The following is a 1,231-nucleotide window of genomic DNA, read 5'->3' on the forward strand; positions in this document are numbered from 1 at the left end:
CTTGGATTCAACCGATCGACGCAACGGTTCGTCGGTATCGCTCGACGGGTGTTTCGTAGCCTAACGTCTTGCGGGGCCGCTCGTTCAGTTGGCGGGCAACTGCATCAAGCTGAGCTTGAGAGATATTGGCAAGGCTGACGCCCTTAGGGAAGTACTGTCGCAGTAGTCCGTTGGTGTTCTCATTGGTGCCGCGTTGCCAGGGATGGTGTGGGTCGCAGAAGTAGACTTGGATGTCGGTGGCGAGCGTAAAGCGGCGATGCGCCGCCATCTCTTTGCCGCGATCCCAAGTCAGAGATCGGTACAGTTCCCGAGGCAGGCGGCGGGCACTTTTGATCAGCGCATTCACCACGGTCTCAGAGTCCTTTCCGTCAACTTTGACCAGCATGACGTAACGGGTTTTGCGCTCCACGAGCGTCGCAATCTGGCTATCGCGGTCACCAAATAGCAGGTCGCCCTCCCAGTGGCCAGGTACTGCCCGGTCCTCAACCGAAGGCGGACGCTCACTGATGGAGATCGTGTCTTTGATCCTGCCGTGATCAGCTGTTTTCTGTGTGTGATGCCGTGAGCGGCGCATGGCACGAGTCCGCCGTAGGTGCGCCAACAGCTCCTGCTTCAGGGCTCCTCGGGACTGGATGTAGAGCGTTCGGTAGATTGTCTCGTGAGACACCTGGCGGCTCGTATCTTTAGGATTGGTGCGTTTCAACCAACCGGACACCTGCTGTGGTGACCATTGCTGCTTCAGCTTTGCTGCCACTCTCATCGCAAGCGCTCGATGCAAGCCGAGCTTACAGAGCTTGGGGCGTCGCGCACGCTGCCAGGCACGCTGATCAGCCAGATTCGCTCGATAGCCATTGACCCCATCGTTGCGGTGTAGCTCGCGACTTATGGTCGACGGGGCCCGTCCGAGCGAGCTCGCAATGGCACGCATGGACTTCCCAACAGCCACACCCCGGGAGATTTCTTCACGCTCCGCCAAGCTTAATACGCGCTCTGATCGGCGGCGTGGGACTGGCTGGATACCTCCGGACTCGGACAGAACCGAGCGAACCGAGCTATGGTGACGGTCAAATAGAGTTGCAATCTTGTGCAGCGATTCGCCTCGTCGCCATCGCTCCCACATCAGAGCCTTCTGGGCGTCGCTGTAGTAGATCCTTGGCCTGCGCTCCATCTGCAACACTCCTGCTGCCGGTAAGCAGTCTTCAGTGTGTTGCGTCGACCGGTTGAATCCAAG

General features: G+C 58.9%; 1 protein-coding gene. It reads right to left on the reverse strand.

What is annotated here, in order from left to right; all coding sequences use genetic code 11:
* Positions 1 to 7: 7 nt before the first annotated feature.
* Positions 8 to 1,168, reverse strand: a complete 1,161-nt coding sequence (locus tag QMX79_RS20760; protein ID WP_282248461.1) for an IS30 family transposase — start codon at positions 1,166 to 1,168, stop codon at positions 8 to 10.
* Positions 1,169 to 1,231: the final 63 nt, after the last annotated feature.

Origin of the sequence: Stenotrophomonas sp. PS02300, from assembly GCF_029959395.1 — a bacterium.
Taxonomy (GTDB): domain Bacteria; phylum Pseudomonadota; class Gammaproteobacteria; order Xanthomonadales; family Xanthomonadaceae; genus Stenotrophomonas; species Stenotrophomonas maltophilia_AD.

Coding starts and splice junctions, on each gene's coding strand:
- QMX79_RS20760 (WP_282248461.1), bottom strand. CDS start 1,168: ATGGAGCGCAGGCCAAGGATCTACTACAGCGACGCCCAGAAGGCTCTG.